Origin of the sequence: Marinobacterium sp. MBR-109, assembly GCF_040547565.1 — a bacterium.
Lineage (GTDB): Bacteria > Pseudomonadota > Gammaproteobacteria > Pseudomonadales > Balneatricaceae > Marinobacterium.
The window spans coordinates 197,505-217,541 of the sequence record NZ_JBEPPZ010000002.1; the positions used below are offsets into that span (position 1 = coordinate 197,505).

Consider the following 20,037-nt stretch of genomic DNA (forward strand, 5'->3'; position numbering starts at 1 on the left):
TTACTGTTTATTTCTCACCGAAGAACAATGCCTGTACTGCATCGTTTGCTTCATACGCCGACTTTAAAAAGATGCGTCCATCTTCATACCAAACAAAAAGCACTTTCAGCATGCGCCCCTTGTCTGTCTCAGCAACAAACCACCTTGTTGGCGGATCTGTCGCGTGCTCTTCGCGGTCATCAATCATTGGGTCATATGATACGTCCCAGTTGGCGAAGCACTGGATTACCTCATCTATTGAGACTCCGTGTTTTTGCTCTAGTTTCTGCTGAATTTTTGATGATATCTTAAGTGCCATTCACACCTCATTCGTCCCTGACCGCGAGAGCGCTCATCGTGCTGCTGTTTGTTCATTTCTGATCAATACAGTCTCAGTATATACAAAACCCGGGTTATTTGTATATACGGCACCATTAGATTTAACCATGTGGTTATAATTGAATCCGTTGCCAGCAGGGCCGAACGCAGAGAATCCTGCCCAATGCCCAGGCAGCCGCTACACTGCTTATATCAATCTGATAAGGGAATCAGCATGAGCAGCGCAACGATAGTTTTTCTGGTGGCGGTTTACGGCGCCCTTATGGTTGGCCTTGGCTGGGCGTTTGACAAATACCCCGAGTGGGTTATTGCAGCGATAGTTGTGGTATCGCTGCTCGTCGGCTCCGGTGGCGGCCCTACTTGAGGACCACCTCCACGTACCGTTTGTTGAAGCGAGCCATTACCTGCCTGATCTGCTCATCAATACGTTCGATCACTGCATCGGACGCCCCCATCTTTTCAGCAGCCTTGCGCCGCTTGCGCAGTGCGCGCAGCTGCTTGTCGGTCTGAGTATAGAGGCCGATCAGCTTAAACTCAGGCCGCCGCCTGGCCTCCATAAGCTCACGCCCTTTCAGTTTCTTCGCTTCATCCTTCGCATAGCCAACACTGGTGCTCCACTCGTAATAGCGGCCTTTCACTCCGTAGTCTGTGTTGAAGCCCGTCACCTTGCGCAGGAATGGGACGTTTTCGACCTCGATCTCTTCGCCGGTCACCAATCTGGTAGTGAAGTCGATGCTGTCATTCAGCATTCGACCAAGCCCCCCGGTTGAAGTATCAACCAGCAGATCAATCACTTCTGGTGATATGTTAATGGCACCTGGCCGTATTTCGTTGCCGCCTGATATGTCGTTCAACCATTCAGCAACAGCCTTCGATCCTTCGCGCACGGTAGAAAAGTGCATCTGATATTCAGGCCTTGGCTGGAAGGCATCGAAGGTATGCTCTGGCATCAACGGGTTGCCGGCGAAGTTTTTGTTCTCCGCAACCTGCACTATTGGGTCAACGATTGTCGGTGCAATCATCTGTGCAATTGATCCAGAGCCAACAGGATTGAATGCGTCAGCAAAAGCCATGGCTACTCGCCCTGCCGAATCCAGCGGATTGAACCGCTCCCCGCTGATCGCCTTGCCAATCTCCTGGCCAGCAACATGTAGCGTGTTGTACCCCCAAGGTGCTGGCAGCTTAATCAACGGCTCGGTGCCGCCCGGCATCATTACAATGATATTTCTATCCTTCACGTAATCCGGCAGGGCGTCATAGGCATTCTCGCCATCGTCATCATCACCTGCAATTGAACGGTTGATCATGTCCAGCATCACCGCAAAGCCAATGGTCCCAATTGCCAGGGTTCGGCCCTTTTTGGAGTTGACCATAGCCTGCAGCAGGCGGACGTTACCCTGAACCGCTGCGTTAAAGAACATGTAGAAAGCATTGAGCTGCGGCCCCATGGCCCCCTTCCGGTTGAAGTTGACCGTAAGGTCTTTGGCCAGCGCTGCGGCGCGCTCCTTGCTCAGGCCAGCATCCAGTGCGTGCTTGTAGGCTGACAGTCGCACACCGTTTTCAATCACATTATTCATGTCCTCAATGCCATTCAGGAAGCGGCGGAACATATGCTTTGGGGCCTTCCCCTTCCTGATCCGCTCAACGATATTGACCAGGTTTTTCTCCTTGGCCTTCATGTCGCTGTGAATGTCGATCCAGCCAGTCTTGCCGCCGTTCTTGCGGAAGTCCTCCCAGACAGAAGCCCACTCCTTTGAGCCATCCCCGAACAAGGCGTTGCGAATGCCGCCCATTGCCGGGAACACGTCCTTGATCACCTTCAGTTCCATGCTTTTCAGTTCAGTGTCTGACAGGTTGTAACCAGCCGTCTGAATATCACGAACAAAGTTGGAGATCATGAATTCCGGGTTGAATGAAGTGTTGATCATGGCCAAGAATCGCGTCACTTTGGCCATAGCCTGCATGGCTGTGTTCATTTCGGCCGCCTGCAGATTCTTCAGGCCTGAAACCAGTCGCATTGCTCGCTTGTTGTTGGGATTGAACACCAGCACATGCTCGACACCGTCACGCTTTATTGTCAGTTCGTTAGGTGCATCCCATAGCTTCGCACCCTCAACCACTTTGCCGTTACGTACTGTGCGCGTGGTCCGTTCGGTATCAACCGCCCAGAAGTTCTCATCGGGGTTTGCTTCCGCGAACTTCAGCAGCGCTTCACCCACCTTGTTCTTCTCGGCGCGCACAATACTGGACTCGTAGTTGGCAATAACATGACTCAGGATTTTGTCGGGCTTCCAGTACGCTGAACCGGTGCGCATCTTGGATTCCTTACCCTTGATCTGGAACCCCTTGCCACGACTTGGCAGCCTGTCGGCTGTGTCCGCCTCTTCACGGTTGAGCGGCACATAGTTTTTGTACCGGGACTGCCAGGCGTCCGCCGTCTCCTGAGTGATCAGGCCTTCATCAACCAGCATGCTCACCCGCTCTTGGTTGATCTGATCTACCTGCTTGCCCACCTCCTGAAGCGCTTTGTTGTCGGCATGCTTTTCAAGGATCGCCTGTGCCTCTTCGTTACTCATGCCGGCCAGTCGGAAACGCTCGTTATCAGGCTTATCTGGATTGATCTCGGCAAGATAGGCATTGGCCTCTTCGGCGTGGCGGGCAACCAGCCATTCACCCACTTCCTCAAGACTCAATCCGGATTGCGCTACCTGGTCCAGCAGCGGCTGTACACGCTCCTCGTCAAAGTCGCTCAGGCGCTCGCCGGCACGGCCTTCCCATATCGCGGCCTTCTGGTATGCGTTGACATCATCCTCCACCTCGCCAGCCTCCTGCTGCTTCCGCTTCAGATCGATCAGCTTGTCTTGGATTTGAAATCGCAGACCATCAACCCGGTCATTTACGCTATTGCGGATTGATCCATAAGGAGTCCTGTCAGCCAGTGATTCAGTGCCGTCTGCCTCGATACCTGAGGCATCATCAGGCACGCGGCTGAATCGGGCATCTCCGTAAACTACTTTCTCGAAGTCGCGCACAAACCGTGGATCATGTGTCAGAACCGTGATCTGGCTCTCCCCTTCAACCACCGCTTTCCGTGCCGCTGCAACGATACTCAGCACCTCAACATCGGTCATCTGATCAAGACGCTCCGCAAACCGGGTGCCAGCCATGATTTTGCGAAGCCCTTTCCGGATCAAGTGCGCGATCTTCTGAATCAGATCAGGCTGAACGGTACCGGTACCGGCGATATGCGCAATCAGCTCATCCGCCATCATTTCCCGGCGCTCAGACAGTGACATATCCCCGGCATTTTCCCAGTAGCTGGACAGGTCGAAGCCGTACTTCTTTCCGAGGCGCTGGATGCCAGGGTATCCGCCCACGCGGTTGAACAGCCGATCCATGTGCATGCCGAAGGCCGGGCCGTAGAGCTGTCGTAGTCCGTAGTGACCCAGCGCCTCATGAAGTACAATGCGTTCAACGTCCGCTTCTGTCCGGATCTTGTCAGCAACCAGGTAAAACCGGCCCTTATGGAATACACCATCTATTTTGCCGCGGGCATTCTGCTTATCTATGGTGTCCTGCAGATCCGCCGGAAGATCGCGATCCGTCGCAACCGTTACCATTTCGGGTGCATTCGTCCAGTTGGAAGTGATTCGAGTGGCGGCAGCCTCTACCTGGTCACGCGAGATGGTCAGGCCCGCATTCTCCGTGCGGGAGAACATGGCGACACCTGATTCTGTTTCCTTGGTTTCAATGGTGCTGAACAGTTTATCGAACGCCTCCGATACCGGCCCTTGCTCGTCTGGCTTCAGATACGGATAGCGGCCAGGATCACGCTTGAACTTTTCAAAGCTGGTGACATTCGCCAAGAAGTCATTGCGGTAACCCTTCTGTGCCAGCTTGGCAATGATATGAGTCTCAAACGACCGGGCTGCGCGCTCAATGATCTGTGACCAATATCCATCCACTTTGCCTTTGTCGATAACCTGAGCGCGAGTCAGCATCGGTGAAGCGTCGAGCGTTTCCACCAGTTCCGCGAATACCTTCTCTACCTCTGGACGGATGCCTTGCGGGTGGCTCGGGTCGGGGGTCCAATCAGATTCATTAAAACCCATGCCGCGTTCCTTGCGGCGGTTGTATTCGGCATTCGTGATGAGGTACGGATTGCGCCCGTTCTTCATGCTTGGCTTGTACGCCATCATCGGCTCAGGGCGATAGGTGACAAAGGCGCCTTCACGGTACGCCTTCTGATCTCCGTTGAATTCGGTGTCGCCACGCTTGCGGCTGAAATAATTGTCCAGGGCGTGGAACCACTCATGTGCCAGCGACCCTGCACCTTTGGTTTTGGTCAGATTGATGACCGTCAAATCTGGCTCATAGTGGGCTGCATTGCGTCCGCCTCGCCCACGACTACCAAAGCCAATGCCAAGCCGGCCCTCAAAGCTCAATGCTTTCGGTGGTAATCCCAGTACATTTGCCAGATCCATAAAGGCATCATAGGCATCATTCAACAGGCCTTGCCGCTCCTGGCCTGCCTTGCCCTGCTTCACCCAGTTGCCAAACTCAGCGCCGCGGAAACCAAAGGTATCAATGAACTCTTCTGCGGATACATCCTTGCCGCCTCGATAATCCTGACCAGTACGCTCGCGGTTCTTATCGCTGCGCATATCAGCCTTGGTGACATTATCGCGCTGCTTCACGGCTTCCCATGCTGCCACCAGATCAGCGTTGTTGTTGCGGAGGTAATCCCGTGCTTCCTTCAGAGTGTCGAAGGTTTTGAGCGGTCGCTGCTCATTATCACCGGCCTTGTTGATCTGGTAGACCGTGTGCCGCCTGTCATGGCGGATCTCAAACTTCATGGCCGGCTGATCGTTTACGTTTTTCTCAAGGTGGGCTTTGACGGCCGGCAGCACTTCGGAGATTTCAGACGTGCCGCGGTGAATGGTCATGCGTTTGTCTATCTCGACAAGGATCCAAGACCCGGACACCATTTCATCCCCGTCACGGTAGGTGCCGCTTGCCTTCTCAACGCGCCCTATTCGATCCCACAGGCTTCGATCAATACCGGTAAGTAGCTCAACTTTGTCTGCAACCGTTTTTAACTTGACGCTGGCATCACCTCGCTGGATCTTCTCAATCAGTCTCGAAGCACCAATCTCGTCAATCATCCTGAGTACATCGCGTGCCCACTTCACATACTCAACCCAGCGCTTCAGCTTGTAAGTGGCACGTGGCTTATTGGGTACCTCGCTGCGGGCAACATGGTAAAGCGCAGCACTGACTGGATCTTCGATCTTGTTGATCTCGTCCTTGGGCCACAGCTTTGACATTGTGCTCGCCGCAATCTGCTGATCATCCAGGCTATCCAATCGCTCACGGGCCGTGCGCAGCTCATCTTTTCGGGCGCGCCCCAGCTTTTCGCCAACATCTTCAATGATGGTTGTATCAGCGGTTTGTTGAGAGGTGGGTTCTGCAGACTGTCTGGGGCTTGAAGGCTCGGTCTGAGCTCTGCTGCCCAGCCCAAACATATCGTTCTGGCCAGCGGCAGCGGCAATATCGGCGGGACGGTTGGAGCCGGTCAGGCTGAAGTCATTTACTTCGGCATCAGCCTGGGCTTTCTGCTCGGCTTCACGCTGGGTTCGAGCTTCAGCTTCTTCAGCAGCGGTGCGGGCATCATCCTGTGCCTGCAGATCTTGCTCGGTGTAGGAGGTTAGGAGGGGTTCTGCTTGCTCGGGCTCTCCGAAGATTTCTGCGGCTTGCTCTGGTGTGAAGGGTCGGCTTGCTGTGAGCGTTGCTTCAAGATTATCGCTGCCGCTTTCCTGACTTTCTCCGGCCTGAGTGCCGGACGCTTCTCTCGATTGGTTGATTGCATCATTCAGCTCCACAAGTGCGATAACTGGATCATCGCTGTACTGTTCAAGTATGGCATCAATAACGGGTGCAGGCACGCCCTGCTCAAGAGCGTTTGCGTAGGCTTCACCGGCCCATGCCTCATCACTGGTGATATCGTCTGCCAGCGGTTCATGTTCCTGCTGCAACTGCGCCTCGGCTGCCGCTTCCTTCTCGGCCAGTGCTTCGTAGCCTTCCGGGGTCATGATCTTGGCATTGCCGTTTATGGCCTGATCCAGCTTGGCGCGCAGATCATCCAGCCGATCAATACGCGGATCAAGATATCCGTACTGCGCCAGGCGCTCGGCCATGCCGTCAAAGCTGTCGCCGTTCTGACGCGGGAACACGTAGCGGATACCACCCGCCTGCCGGCCAAAGTTCGTCGGATCAATGCCTTCCGCTTCTGCCTCGGCCCGGTCTATGCCGCCCATCAAGGCAATGGCATCCAGCATGTCATCGTTGACGGTATCAGGCTCGCGGAACATGCGGCGCTTGGCTTGATCTGATTTTGCCTGTGTCGCCTCCGTCGCTTGGGTTTCTGCCTGATCACGGGCCTGGGTATCGATCTGCACGGCAAAGCCGCCATCTACCGGTACCACTGAGGCATAGTCGCGGTTGTCGCGGAATGCGGCGGACGCCTGGGCGGCGCGCTCGGACGCGAATGGAGTCCCGTTGGCTTTAAGTCTCAGTTCCGGCTGATCCGTATTTGCTTGATCGTTGTTTGATTGGGCACCTGCATCTTGTTCAGAGCTTGGGAATTCTCTGATCAGTGGCACCAAGTCATCAATCGGCGCCTGCAGCTGGATAACCTTCACGGGCTTACCGGTATCACGCTTTGCCATCCACTGGTGATGCCCATCCACAACATGACCGTCAGCCGACACCAAGATTGACCGGTCTCCTCCGGTAAACTCACGCGCCTTCTGCACCTTTGCAGGCGAAAACTCAGCCTGTGTTGGCTTGAGTGTGCGCGGGTCGATTTCCGCTTGCTGATGATCAATGCCGCGTGCATTCAGGTAGTTGACCAGTGCGCCACGATTCTCGGCCTTGACCTGTGGCATTTCAGCACGTGGAACATTCAGGGTGCCTGACTCTGGCGTGAAGCGGGTCCATTCTTGGTCGATCTGCTCTCCGGCAATACGTGGTGTGTCGGGCTGCGCATTTTCTGATACCGCTACCTCACCGGCTCGCACCTGATTGCGCACTTCAAGTGCCTGCGTCATTTCGGGGGTGCGGCGTGACACCGGGGTGCGCAGCGCAAGGCGCGCACGTTCCATTACATTGCGGTATTGCTCTGGGGTGATTGCACGGGTGGCGTTACCGGCCGGCAGCGCGTCTGTTTTCGCCTGTGCGGTGCGTTCTACCGTATTGCGACCAATGCCTTCATATCCTGTTTGCGGCTGCTGTATACCCTGCTGCGGACGATCCTGTCCCATGTTGATCTGACCAGTACCGGGTGGCAGTGCAGCCTGACGCTGTGCAGGCGGCAGCTCGCTACTGCGATCCAGTTCACCATCAATGGTGGTCGGGCGGAATGGCGTCTGGCCTTCCTGCCCATAACGTGCGCTGAAGTCATCGGCAGTCCGCTGGGCACGTTCGGACTCCATTTGCTGACGCTGCGCCCGGGCATAATCCGGCTCTTCACCAAAGATAATGCCGGAATCGTTCAGGCGGTTGGTACGCTGCTGCTCCAATGATGCAGGGCCGCCAACACTGCGCGGCTGATCGTAGGTTGCCCCCGTTCGCCCCGGGCCTTGATACGGACCTACTTCACCACCAGTAACTTCACCGGTTGCCACATACGGGACCGGGTATTGATCGGCAATCTCGCGTACCTGGTCGTTGGTTTCGGTGGCTTCTCGGTAAAGGCGATTGCCTCGATCAACGAATCGGCTTGCCGCTTCATTGTCACCTTTTGCTCTCGCTTCATCAGCCTGCCGATACAGGCGCTGCGAAGTGCGCAGCATGGCAGCTTCGTCTGCGAACCCCATGCGATCAGCGGTAATGATCAAGCCATCAAGGCCGGACATGTCGCGGGCGCTTTGACGCGGTGCAGCCTGCTCTACCTGCCGTGGTACCGGTTGCGCAGTCTCGCGCCCTATCGGCGCGCTGTCATACTGTGACCAGTCGCGCTGCTCTGGCATCTGAAGGCCAAGATCAGCCGCACTGACCTGCCCTGCCGCCTTGATTGTGTCAGCGATGGTTTTGGCTTCGCCTACAGCGCCGGGTATCTCACTGGACGCCGCCTGCGCTTTGGCTGACTCCTGAGCAAGTGCATCACCACCCGCGGCTGCCACCTGATCACCAGCGGCGTTAATGCGGGTATTGGCATCGGCTACAGGGTTGCGCTTGCTGTTGAAGTATTCGATGTTGGCCATGGCCAGGTCAGCAGGGAGCGACAGCAGTTCAAGCAGGCCTTCCGCAACCAGTTCACCCTTGCTGAGTTCCTCGCCTACTGCAGCGCCACCAGCATACTCACCTGCCGCGCCGCCGGCGGCCTGAAGCACAGCCTGCGTTGGGATGTTGACGATCTGGTTTCCGCCGATCTTGAACGGAACAACAGCACCCACTGTGCCATCGACAATGGCTTGCGCAAGGCTTCGCTTGAAGGCGTAATCAGAAGCCTCATCAAACTTACTGATATCCTGACCCATGGCCTCGGCCACATTGGAGCCAAACGTGGTGGAGCCAGACCCAATGCCGGCACCGGTGCCAAAGGTGGCGGCCCGGCCAAGTGCGGATGATGTTCCGAATAAACCCCCTGCGCCTTTGGTGCCAAGTGCCATTGTAGCCATCACCGGGATCTGCTCGGCCATTGTGTCAACGAGGAAGCCAGCGGTATCCGGAGAATTCCAAACTTCTTTTGCAAACGCACCAATGGCGCCCATGCCGGTTTCGGCATTGTTGGCAGCCTCAATTGCACGCAACATCTCAGGACGCTGCGGCAGCTCGCCCATACGCTCCTGATCACGCACAATATCCAGCTTGTCCTGATCCGCCTGCCCCTGGAGCCATTGCCCGATATCAGACTGCCTCACCGAGTCTGGCATTGCACCCATGACAGCATCACCCAGCGCTGCACCCGCCGCGTTGAATGTCTGGTTTACACGCAGCAGACCGCGCTCAATGGATGACCCGATGCCGCCGCCCTGCTGTTCATACTGGCGGATTTCCAGTTCTTCGGGTGCAAGCAGTGCTTCTGCTCTGACCTGGGACATTGGCTTGCCGCCGAAACGCTCTGGCAGCAACTGAGGGAGTGCTTCAACGATCTGATCGTCACTGAAGCCCTGAAGGTCCGGGTTTGCTGCCCGGAACTGGGAGAGGTAATTCATGTATGCGTGTCCTCACGACAGGCGAATTCAGACTGGATTTACCGGTACTGCTTGCGTTCCATTATACGCTGCTCGGCCAGGCGGATCTCTTTTTCAGTCAGGTATGGCCGCACACGTTCCAGCTCTTCCTGTTCTGGTGCCCAGCCTGCATCCAGTTTCTTGCGCACCATCTCGATTGCAGGTTTTATGGCCTCATACTGCTGGTTGCGGGTCTGCCAATCCTGCGGCTGATTGTTGGTTACGGCCGGGCTGTTCAAAAGCCCTACACTGGCAGCAGGGTTGAACGGCTGCGCCTGCGGCATGGCTGACTGCGGCTGCGCCTGTGTGCTTGCCGGCGCTGCGGATGACTGCGCTGCAGGATCATTCACCTTGATCTTCCCTGACTGGATGGCCTGAATCAGCGGGTTGCCACCGCCTGCAGATCCACCACCCTTCAGCTTTTCCAGTTCCTCGCGGTAGAATTGTTCCTCTGCAGCCTGGCGGCTACCACCATATTCAGCAAAGTCGGATGAGTCTGATGACAGCCAGCCTGCCTGCTGGTCCGCTCTTTCACGTGCAATTTCACGGGCTCTGGCTTCCATCTCTGGAGTTGCTGGAGAGGCACCGGAAGAGGCGCCTGCCCCGCCGTCTGCCCATTCGCCTGTCCAGGTATCCAGCACGCGCTGCTCTTTCATCCCTGTGTCGGGATCAGTCCATGTTGATGCTTTATACCGACCGGACATGCTGCGCTCTTTCATGCCTGCCAGCTCTTTCGCATTCTGGTGCTGAAGCCCCAATTTCTCGCGCTCCCACTCACGTTCTGAGTGTGCCGCGTTTGATGCGAGCTCCAAGTCCTCCGCCCGCATGCGGTCCTCTCGATCCCATTCCCGCTGAACAAGCTGCTCCTTCCACTCTTGAAGTCGCTGCTCCTTCATCTTCTCCAGTTCATTGCCGAACATTGCCTGACCAGTATTGGCCAGGCCTTGACCAAGCCCGCCGATTGCCCCGAGCAAACCACTAGACATTCTGCGCCTCCTGTCCGCCGTATGCGTAGCCAACGGCTTCATCGATCATTTCAGGTGTGTATGCACTCATTGCCTGCTCAAGTTTGGTTGTATCAAGCCCAAGCTCACCCAGCATTCGCAGCAGCATAATCTTGAAAGCCTCAGCAACATCCGATGCAGCGATTTCAATCCCTGCAGCTTCAGCGATATCGCCTATCTCAGCCAGCACTGAGGTTGCCAATAGCGTCAGATCATCCTCGGGGAATGACTCCTCATTCTCAGCCGCAACCTGTGCCAGTTCATAGGCCATGTTTGCCATGGCGTCAGTCTTGTTGGCAGCGCTTGAAATGGCTTCGATGGCGTCCTTGCCGGCTCCTTTCTCGTACAGCAGCTTGTACACGGTTTTGATTGCACTCTCATACTGAGGGGATGCGCTCTCGTCCTGTGCCATTTCTTCTGCTGGTTGCTGCCCACTCATAGCCGGTGGCGCCTTGGCAGCCTTTGGATTCTGTGGCTGATTACGCATATCTCACTCCTGACAACAAAGGCTGACGATTACCGAAGCGGCTTGTTGATGCCGGCGTCCCGTTATAGTTTGCAAATGCTCCTGTCAGGTCGCCGCCCATATTGTTGTTGTACCGCTGGCGTTGCAGTTCTTCCTGCCGCAACTGCTCTTCGTACTGCTCCTCTTGGGCCTTGGCTTGAGCGTATCCCTGCAGCATTTGGCCACCAGTCTGCATAAGCCCGTATTGAGCCAGCGGATTACTGGTGATTGACCCAAGCAGGCCGCCGGATGCTTGCTGTGCTGCCGCCTGCCCTGCAACTGCTTGGCTTGCCGCTGACTGCACTGCAGCCCCAGACGTTTGACCCGCAACAGCTTCCACGCCCGGGACGAGCCCACCAGATCCAGCCCCCGCGGTTTGCGCTGCTTGCATGCCCAGGCGATTACCTGCCGCCTGTGCCGCTGTAGCAGGCGCTGACGTTGCCCCTGCGCTTGTTGCAGACCCTGCAGCACTGTTCAGTAGGCCTCCGCCGGTTTGGCTAACGCCCTTCATGCCGGTGGTAAACGCATTACCCAGCGACATTGAAACACTGCTGCCACCGGCCGCACCTGCTCCCGAGATACCCTGCCCAAGTGAACTGAATACTCCAGAGAAGTTACCGCCCATCAGGGAGCTGCCCGCCTGCAGCATTCCACCCCATGCCGAACCAAGACCAGCTGCCGCCCCCGTGAATGCACCCGATAGACCGGCCCCTAGCTTCCCAAAGAAGCCGGCCCCTTGTGCCGCAGCACCGGCCCAGCCTGCGGATGCCCCGCTGGCCGCCCCAAGGGCTGCACCTCCTGTGAAGTAAAGCGCGGCCGCAGTAGCTGCAAACTTGAATACCTTTGAACTTGCCACCTTCTTGACTACTTTGGTGACGCCTTTGACAACGCCTTTAACGACCTTGCCGACACCCTTAACAACCTTGCTCATGACTGGCCCCCAGGTTCTCGCACATATGTCATGTTGATGGTTTTCCTTCCGAAGCCCGCCTTGGACAAGAAGCTCACCAGCCTTTCATCCACATCTGGCTCAAGTTCAATAACCGCAGTTTTGATGCCGCTGCGCGACTTCACCCATCGCGCAAACTCGCGCATCAGTAAAATCCCGGCCCCAGGTTTGCGTGTGTAATACAGCAGCACGGATACCTGCAGCCCCTTGTACCAGAATGACCGCTGGCTGATCGCTCCCATTGCGGCCACAACCACTCCGTCATCTTCAATGACATAGCCGAAGTGTGCTGGATTCAGGCAAAACTGAATCATCTGTGCGATTGCTTCTCGGTCGATCTTCACCGGCAGCGGGTTCTGGCTGACGCTTTCAACCGCAATATCAACAATCGCGGGTATATCCGATGGTTTCGCTTTACGAATCATGCGTGTTACCCGTATGTCGGCGTGTCTTGGCCGGTGATCTTGGCTACAAACTGAAGCTGACTGTTGATTGCAGCATTCTGGTTTGCAATGGCCTGCTGTTTTGCAGCGTTATCCATATTGGGATCGGCCAGTATTGCGCTGATTCCCTGCAAGCCCTGGTTCAGAATGTTGTACTGCTGCTGCGCATCGGTCAGCTTCAAGCTGTTGTCGAAGTTCATGCCAAGTTCTTGCAGCTTGGCCTCTAGTTCGCGTGACTGCATTTCCATCTGCTGCTGTCGATCAAGCGCCGACTGATCAGATTGGAACGCACGTTCAGTGGCCGCTTCACCACTACGCCACTGCTGATCCATCTGCATATTGTCCTGCGCATACTGCTGCTGCAGGGATGCCATCTGCCGATCAAGTTCAGCCGCTTTATCCATCTGCCCCAGCTGACGCGCATAGTCGGACTGCGACTGAAGTTCGTTAAGCTGCTGCTGCAGTCGCATGTCGGACTGCGAATACTGATTGGACAGCTGCATGTTTTCCTGCTGGTACAGTTGCTGCTGTGCATCGATCTCGCGCTGCAACTGGTTGGCGAGAACCATATCGCCCTGACCAAGTGCGTTCTGCAATTCCATCTGCTTGCGCTGCAACTCATCCCCCAGCGTCATGTTGGCCTGGGTGTAGCCCTGCTGTTGAGCATCAAGCTGTGACTGCAATTGGTTGGCAAGCCCCATCTGGCCGCGCTGTATTGTGTCCTGCAGAGTCATCTGGCCCTGCTGCAGTGAATCAGACAGGCGCATATTGTCCTGCTCGAACCCCTGCATCTGCTGGTTCAGCCGAGACTGCAGCTGGTTCGCCAACTCCATATCACCCCGCCCAAGTGCGTTCTGAAGGCGCATCTGGTTCTGCTCTATGGTGTCAGTCAGGCGCATATTGTCCTGCGTAAAGCCTTGGATCTGCTGATTCAGCCCACGCTGCAGCTGATCGCCATACGCCATATTGGCAAATGCGTTATAGGTGGATGCGTCAGCCTGGGCAATCGGAAGCGCCGCTTCAATTGCAGCTGATTGAGCCGCCTTTGCGCCCATGGATGAATTCAACAGTCCGCGAGAAGAGGCGTAGCTTTGCCCTTGCTCTCTCGCTTGTTTGATGTAGGGATTATCGGAGGAAAGCAGGCCGGTCATCTGACCTTGGACGGTCTGAGTCTGCTTATCGATATTGAAAGCTGGTGTGGTATTCATTCGTGCCCTCTGCTTCACAGCATGCGGTGGTTATATTTTAGCCTTTTGCGCCCTCGGTCGCCATTTTGTTTACCTCGTACCAGTCATAGGCATCCCCGTTCGGCACACCCATCTTCACCCACTCATAGGGCAGATCGTCTTGGCGCATGACCCACTTGTGCCTGTTATCGAGAATCCACCCATCGACATGCAGTACCAGATGGCCACCGCCGGTTTCCACCCGACAAAAGACCAGATCAGGATGAATGCCCTGCTGCTCCAGCTGATCGCGGGACCAGAGGGCGAAGTCCTCGCAATCACCGACCAGATCGACCGTCCAGTATTCGCTGATACCGTACCGGTCATGGTCGTAGTGGTACTCATGCTGGTTGTGGGCATCATCCAGCACAGCCTGTAATTGCTTCAGCATCGGCCACCTCTTTCCCGGTATTCGATACAGCCGTGTGGTGGGATGGTTTCAGCGCCGGGCTGCAGGGGCGTTGGCGGTGCTGCGCAGCCAGCCAGCAGCAGCGCGATCAAACAGCAGATCGTTGCTCGACCCATGTCAGCACCTCCGGTTCCACATTCTCGATCACCGCCTGGGCGGTATTCAGGGCGTCCAATGCCGCCAGGTACTCGGGGTTATCAACCGTCTGCAGGGTGCCGTTCTCATCGTGCTGATCGACTGTCGGCGGCAGCGGTTCGACAGCCTCGACGGCGGGTACCGGCGGCTGATATTCCTGAGTGACTTGCCCGGTTTCCGGGTCGCGTTCCTCAGGCACCTCGGGCACAGCCGGCACGTAATCGCGGCCATTGATCAGCAGTGTCAGTCGGGCAACATCACGTTGTGCCTGCTCATATGCAAGAACGCCTATCAGCAATTGATTGTTGGCTTTTGCCAGTCGGCCGACAGCACGGCAGGCCTCAGCGTGATCCTGATACGCCTGAACCTCGGCCTGCTCCTGATCGCTCATCTGGTACGTGCCCAGTGCAGCGCCATGGAGTATGCGAGACAGCAACTGCTCGTCGTTCAGCGAATAGCGCTGCCGGATCATTGCCACCACTCTCTTGTCGATCTGGCGAGTTTCCCACGCTTTTTGCTCAGTCAGTAGGTTGATCATGCCAGCACTCCTATAACGTCAATTTCAGCTGCGCCGCCCGGGGCAACGGCAAACACGACCGAGTAACTGAACCCATCAAAAGAGACAGTGAAATCATCAGCAGAACCTTGCCGCTTCTTCAGACCATCAAGATAGACGTACTTCGGCATCCATCCTGATTGCAGCGTGAATGTCGTAGTGGACGCATCGCCGGTGAAGTAAAACTCCTGCTCCTGATAAGGCACCCTTGCAGATGCCTTGGCCAGTTCTTCCCGCAGATTAAGCTGGGGCTTTGTAATCTTAACAGTCATGCTCAATCCTCCACGGTCAGGTTATTGACAGCACTGATAGCAGCGCCAACAGGGTCAGTTGTATTGTCTACTCGACGCAAGCCTTGGAACACACTACGTCCAGCACTTGTACCTACGTGAAGCAGATCAGTTACAGGATCGTGAGACAGTGCGGTTACTGCATCGGATGAGCCGTACAAGGTGCAAGCTGCATTGTCTTGGAACAGCACCTTCTCGGACTCGTAGATAGCTTTAATCTGATCGGCGGTGGGCGCACCAGCGCCGATGCGCCAGAGTGACATCCAAGACGGGTGCGGCAAGGAATGAGCTGCTGTATTATCCGTACCTAAAACTAGAGTAGCACCTGCGGATGAGACATCTTCCGGCGATCCTGACGCGGATGTCCACAATTCACCGTCTACATATAAATAAACACCGCTAGAGTTCCTAACCCCAACATAAAAATGAATGACATCGGGGGATATTGGCTTACCTGACGTAGGCGTTGTAAGTGCTACCGTTGAACCCTTTGTATAAAAGAATGGTGTTAGCTGGTTAAAAGATAAAGTGAACCAGTTTGACGATTCGTCTGTTACCCTCCTATCAATTAATCTCCGAAGTGATGTTGTATTTAGGAAATTAGCCCACCCCATCACATAAAAATCACCCGTCCCAAAATCCAGATCGGCGTTATACGGCTGCTCAAGATAATTGGTAGAGCTGAATCCAGAGTACGCAACAAGCTCACTGCCTGTAGCCACAGGGGATTTAGTCAGGGTTCCAACTACATTAAGGGGATTAGCGTTTACTGATCTGTCTGCAACCGTTGCTGGCTCTGAGATTGTCTCAGCAGTAGTATCCGCCAACCATGCACCCTTGATATCACCGTGCATCCAGCCTGTGTTAAAATCAGAAGAAACCAGTGCTATTGAGAGGTTTCTACCGTTATCAGTAGATGACGCCGAATATAAGTCTACTAGGTGTAGACCGGAACGATCTGGTTCGGATGACCAGCCAGCAGGATCTCCAGCAAGAGCACGTAGAGTCCCTACCGATACAAAACCTTCACCGTTCGCCTTTGGTAGCACCCTAAGCCCAGACGGAATACTTGTTTGTCTATGGAGCAAAATAGTATCAGGAAGGCTTGTCGTATCGGATTCCGGTATTTGAGAATATTCGATGTAGTAAACAGTCCCATCTCTCGTGAACCAGCCCAGGCCACCTTGATCGGTAAATGCAATATGGTTTGATTTATTGTTTACAAAAGCAGTGTACGTGATATCCACCACACCCCCATCATCCTTGATCACACTGACACCGCCATCAGTCGCAACAGCAATGGTCGGAATCTGAAGTCCCGTAGCAGGATCGACAGGGGCGTTGGGGAGGATAGTCATGGCTACGTCGTTGACAGCATTGTTCACGATAGCGGGAGTTGTTGATGTTGAGTAATCAACTGCCACCGCAGTATCACCAGCCGCATAATCAAGCACGATGACGCCAGTAGTGGTGCCGACAACAATCTTGCCGTTTTTCGCAGCAATGGACGTGATCGTGTATCCAGTGGAATCATGCGTTGCGAAAATCGGAATAACCGGATCGTCCGCGCTGTAAATGGTCAGTGTTGATATTTCTGCCGATATAATGCTGACTGACGGCAACTCTCCGTTTACACGCCATGCCCCGCCGTCAGTATCCATCCGTGCCGTGTCGTAGATGAATACATCTACAGCCGTAACAGCTTTCTCGGCAGCGATGGCGGCAAGGCGAGCCTCGAAATCACCTACATCAGCCGCGGCAGCAGTGCCCACGTCAGAGATCGTGGACAAGGGCTGAGTGCCGGTGTGGTTCTCACGCTGAATAGCGTAGGCCTGAGCGGTAGCAGCAGATCCTGCAGGGTCATAATCACCGGTTACAGGCACCTGCCCTGCTCCAGTGCCGATATCCGCTACGGCTGCACTACCAAGCTCATCAAGGGTAAGAGATGCCTGCTGCCAGTTTGCAGCGCCTGAAGCGGCTGACACGCACAGCCATATTTCACCAGTGGCTGTATTGATCCAGCGCGAAAGCGGCTCATACCCTGCGCTGGAGTCGTCTGTCGCTGCAGGGTTGGTGGTGGCGGTCAGATTATTCTTTCGCTTCTTCTCGTATGATGCTGACAGGTCAACGGGGCCGGTTTGACCATCAACTGACTGTACGGGTGCTTGATCGCTGCGGATGAAGCCTGAATCGTTATTCAGTGCCGAGTTGTTGCCACCTGGCTGAATGGCCGTGTCGGCTTTTGAACCCTGGGCTGCTGTGGCATAGGCAGTGCTTTCCGTGTACGCAGCGGTACCCAATGCTGACTTTTTCTCGTACTGAGTGTGAGGGTCAGCTTCACCGACATGGCTTTCCATTGCGGCAGTAACCGTCACAACAACGTCAGAGTCTGCGGCAGACTGGGCAGCGGCCGCAGCGTACTGCTGGGCTTCGTCACGGTACAGGCCGGCGGCAGAAGCGGCAGATGATGCCACTGCTTGTGCTGCATTCGCCTGTTGTACACTGGATGAAAGCGCTGTCTCAGCCCAATACTTCGTTACCGCATGACTGTGATCCGTGGGCTCCCCTACTGTCAGCGGTTCAGAGAAGCCATAGCTGCCGACAGTAGCGGGGGCTGGCAACCGGTTGAATGCCTCTACAATGTTCTGATACCGCTGATTCAGCATCTCAGCCGTCAAGCTGGTCTGGTTATAGAGTGCCGGCAGATCAGGTATGAATTTATCGGTCATCGTTTGTTTCTCCGGGGGGAGTAGCTGACGGTCGCGCCCGTTATCGTGTGACTGCCTGCAGTCAGGCCATCAAAGCTGATCAGCAATCCAAAGTTGTCACCGCGCTTGTTAATTCGCATGCTGTTTGAGCGAGGGAGGCGAACGCCAAGGATCATGCTTTGAATGCTGTTCTCAATCGCTGGGATTCCGGTATCGCCAAGCAAAACTGAGTTGTCCGGATCTCCAAGCGCCTGATACGTGATCGCTTCAGCACTGGTGGTGTATTCAGTCAATTCACCATCGTTCGCATATGACTGGATTCGGATGGTGTGTTCTTCGCCTTCAAATGCGATATCAAGATCCAGCTTCTTGAACACCTTGACCTTGTTTTGACTGCCGTATGAGAACGGAGCGGTGAGCATCCAGCCAAACATCGGCGTTCCATCAAGGGTGTCGGACTTATCGAGCTGGAAGATCCGCCCGAATATATCCGTGGCGTAGTAGCGGGTTTGCGGGTCAATGACTGTTCCCGGGATTTCAAAGTACCTAGCAAACAGGTGTGTGTTCACGATAGGCATGGCCGCCAGGGGTGACTCCATGCAGATGCTGACACCCTTCACAAAGCCTCTAGTATCTGGGTTATCAATCAGCTGCTGCTGCTCCTGTGTGACCACGAGCTGCCTGGAATTCTTGTTGAAGTACATAAACAATGCAGGCGGGTAAGCCGCATCGTGGTCAATGAAGTGCGCCTTGATATAGTCATTCAGATTGGCGCCGGCTTCGCCTGGGATGAAGTCACCATATACGTTGTCAGCAGCCAAGGTTACAAGGCCGCTATCCCGTGTCAGAAGAACTAGCCTGCCATCCACAGCGCTCATGCTCTCAACGCCACGATCCAGCACTTTCCTCATCTGAAAGTCTGCAGTTGTGCTGCCCTGAATCACGTAGACACTGGAACGGGTGGAGACAAACAGCGCCCCTTGGTATTCGCGCAAGCATACCCCTGTATGCCCAAGGCCTATTTGTAGCGCTGTTGAATCGCTGAAGTTCATGGGGTCTCCAACGGCGGAGAAGTAAATCGATTCACCCGCAAGAACAGCCAAGTGATCTTTGAACCGTGCTATCGCAGCAATGTTTTGGCCTGAGCCGAAGAACGCGCGCGCTTCAGGCACCTGCCCGGTCTGCCATGAATACAGGACACTACCTGCCCCAATGTAGGCCGCTGCGAATCCAGCGCTGGCATAGAAGTTACCCGCATACACCCTCAATGCCCCTTGGGCAGTATCCGCAACGGTTGGGCTCTCTGTTGACGGCTCCATTGGTACACCAAGCCCAGGGGATGGGTCCGGCAATTCATATTGCTTAACGCCATCCCTCCAGATCCATACCCCTGTCACGGCACCGCTAACACCTTCACGACCAACAGCGTAGACATTTGGAAGGGTTTTGCCCTCGCCAAACATATCGAATACCGCCGGCGCTTTGGTGCTGCTGCCTTGCGCGCCATCTGGCGTAGTGCGGTAGATATACTCATAGCCTTTACGGGGCGCATACCCACCACCTGGCTGCTGAACGTAGTTCACTGCATCAACCAGCTCACCCGGGGCGTACATCCTCTTGGGCTTGGAAACAACGCCGCCACCGAACAAGAAAGATTGCTCCGCCTTCATGCGATCGCTCCCGGTAGCTTCATTTCGGGCAGATAGTCCCGCGTCAGCTCGGCCAGCATCTGCGCATAGTGCCAGCTGGCTTTCTGGGCAAGCTCTGGCGCTTCGTCATACATCGCGTAGTCTTGCAGCGCCATCCAGACAATTACCATCCTGTGCTGCTCTGGCAGTAGTGGTACATCGGTATTGGCCGACAGCAGTGCTGGCTTTTGGTATGCCGTGAAGCTGACTGTCTGCGTGTCGATATTCTCGTTGAAGGCGATCCGGCCGTTGGGCTTGATCGTGTAATACTTCAGCGGTCCGGTTGCCTCAAAGTCCTCATAGGGCTTGTATTCAAGCTCAACGCCTCCGACTGAGACTGTAATGAACCTGCCAACCGTGTCAGGGGTGTAGTCCCCAGACGCCACGAATTCATCTTCAAACCAAAGCCATGACCAATTGAAGTGCATGGTCTGCAGGCGCAGCCAAGCGTCATTGATCCAGCTCCGAAGCCGCGCCTCTTCGCCATATGGATTGGTGCTGGTGAAGTCGTATATCTCGCTCATACCCGTTTCTTGGTGCAAGCGCTGACACAGTTGCAGGAAGTTCATT

14 protein-coding genes are annotated in these 20,037 nt (G+C 55.3%); 1 reads left to right on the forward strand and 13 read right to left on the reverse strand.

Features of this window, described 5'->3' with window-relative positions:
• Positions 1–7: 7 nt before the first annotated feature.
• On the reverse strand, positions 8–298 hold the full coding sequence (locus ABIE60_RS03935; protein WP_354467920.1) for a BrnT family toxin: 291 nt from the start codon (positions 296–298) through the stop codon (positions 8–10).
• 234 nt (positions 299–532) lie between these two features.
• On the opposite strand from ABIE60_RS03935, the gene ABIE60_RS03940 reads away from it, so the two are divergent.
• A complete protein-coding gene (locus tag ABIE60_RS03940; RefSeq protein ID WP_354467921.1) occupies positions 533–682 on the forward strand; it encodes a hypothetical protein in 150 nt (49 codons plus the stop codon).
• Here ABIE60_RS03940 and ABIE60_RS03945 read toward each other — a convergent pair.
• The 12 genes from ABIE60_RS03945 to ABIE60_RS04000 all read right to left on the reverse strand — a co-directional run bounded on the left by ABIE60_RS03945 (position 675) and on the right by ABIE60_RS04000 (position 20,036).
• Complete coding sequence (locus ABIE60_RS03945; RefSeq protein ID WP_354467923.1) at positions 675–9,536, reverse strand: LPD38 domain-containing protein; 8,862 nt, start codon at positions 9,534–9,536, stop codon at positions 675–677. The two genes, ABIE60_RS03940 and ABIE60_RS03945, sit on opposite strands and share 8 nt — an antisense overlap.
• A gap of 38 nt (positions 9,537–9,574) precedes the next feature.
• On the reverse strand, positions 9,575–10,540 hold the full coding sequence (locus ABIE60_RS03950; protein ID WP_354467924.1) for a hypothetical protein: 966 nt from the start codon (positions 10,538–10,540) through the stop codon (positions 9,575–9,577).
• Positions 10,533–11,045: a hypothetical protein gene (locus tag ABIE60_RS03955; RefSeq protein WP_354467925.1), complete on the reverse strand. Its 513-nt coding sequence runs from the start codon at positions 11,043–11,045 to the stop codon at positions 10,533–10,535. Before ABIE60_RS03955 ends, ABIE60_RS03950 begins: the two co-directional genes overlap by 8 nt.
• Positions 11,038–11,994 (reverse strand): hypothetical protein, encoded by a 957-nt coding sequence (locus tag ABIE60_RS03960; RefSeq protein ID WP_354467926.1) that lies wholly within the window; start codon positions 11,992–11,994, stop codon positions 11,038–11,040. Before ABIE60_RS03960 ends, ABIE60_RS03955 begins: the two co-directional genes overlap by 8 nt.
• Positions 11,991–12,437: a GNAT family N-acetyltransferase gene (locus tag ABIE60_RS03965; protein WP_354467928.1), complete on the reverse strand. Its 447-nt coding sequence runs from the start codon at positions 12,435–12,437 to the stop codon at positions 11,991–11,993. Before ABIE60_RS03965 ends, ABIE60_RS03960 begins: the two co-directional genes overlap by 4 nt.
• 5 nt (positions 12,438–12,442) lie before the next feature.
• Positions 12,443–13,663 (reverse strand): hypothetical protein, encoded by a 1,221-nt coding sequence (locus ABIE60_RS03970; protein ID WP_354467930.1) that lies wholly within the window; start codon positions 13,661–13,663, stop codon positions 12,443–12,445.
• A 37-nt stretch (positions 13,664–13,700) separates the two neighbouring features.
• Complete coding sequence (locus tag ABIE60_RS03975; protein ID WP_354467931.1) at positions 13,701–14,072, reverse strand: transglutaminase-like cysteine peptidase; 372 nt, start codon at positions 14,070–14,072, stop codon at positions 13,701–13,703.
• Positions 14,073–14,178: 106 nt separating this feature from the next.
• Positions 14,179–14,763, reverse strand: a complete 585-nt coding sequence (locus tag ABIE60_RS03980; protein ID WP_354467932.1) for a hypothetical protein — start codon at positions 14,761–14,763, stop codon at positions 14,179–14,181.
• Positions 14,760–15,053: a hypothetical protein gene (locus ABIE60_RS03985; RefSeq protein WP_354467933.1), complete on the reverse strand. Its 294-nt coding sequence runs from the start codon at positions 15,051–15,053 to the stop codon at positions 14,760–14,762. Before ABIE60_RS03985 ends, ABIE60_RS03980 begins: the two co-directional genes overlap by 4 nt.
• A gap of 2 nt (positions 15,054–15,055) precedes the next feature.
• Positions 15,056–17,800 (reverse strand): LamG-like jellyroll fold domain-containing protein, encoded by a 2,745-nt coding sequence (locus ABIE60_RS03990; protein WP_354467935.1) that lies wholly within the window; start codon positions 17,798–17,800, stop codon positions 15,056–15,058.
• Positions 17,797–19,449: a hypothetical protein gene (locus tag ABIE60_RS03995; RefSeq protein WP_354467937.1), complete on the reverse strand. Its 1,653-nt coding sequence runs from the start codon at positions 19,447–19,449 to the stop codon at positions 17,797–17,799. The genes ABIE60_RS03990 and ABIE60_RS03995 overlap by 4 nt, the downstream gene beginning before the upstream one ends.
• Positions 19,446–20,036 carry a phage adaptor protein gene (locus ABIE60_RS04000; protein WP_502914939.1) on the reverse strand — a complete coding sequence of 197 codons (591 nt, stop codon included), beginning with the start codon at positions 20,034–20,036 and terminating at the stop codon, positions 19,446–19,448. The genes ABIE60_RS03995 and ABIE60_RS04000 overlap by 4 nt, the downstream gene beginning before the upstream one ends.
• Position 20,037: the final 1 nt, after the last annotated feature.